The 376-nt window shown below is 38.8% G+C and carries 1 protein-coding gene; it reads left to right on the top strand.

Annotated elements, in window-relative coordinates; translation table 11 throughout:
• Positions 1–53: 53 nt before the first annotated feature.
• Positions 54–376 (top strand): ABC transporter permease (locus ACYVTD_RS17865; protein WP_461248957.1); only part of this gene is annotated, 323 nt, incomplete at its 3' end.

Here is a 376-nt window from a genome sequence, read left to right as displayed (position 1 = left end):
TGCGTGCATGTTTTGAACAAGAAGAGCTTTGAAGACGCAGGGGGGACCTTGCTATGAAACAATTAAAGAAATTTTATATTTATTTGATATTTTTCTTTTTATACGCGCCGATTTTTATTCTTATGATTTTCTCTTTTAGTAAGTCGCCGATACGCGGGCATTGGGGCGGATTTTCTTTGCGGTGGTATCAAGAGATGTTTGCTGACAAGAACATTATGCAGGCTCTTGGAAACACGCTTTTGATCGCGTTTTTATCGTCTGTTGCAGCAACGGTTATAGGCACATTTGCTGCAATTGGCATTCATTTTATGAAAGCGAAGTTTAAAAAATGGGTTATGAACATCACGTACATTCCTGTTATCTGCCCTGACATTGT

It is taken from the genome of Treponema sp. R6D11 (assembly GCF_054786075.1).
The sequence above is the reverse complement of the archived record's forward strand: the minus strand, read 5'-3'. Positions and strand labels throughout refer to the sequence as shown.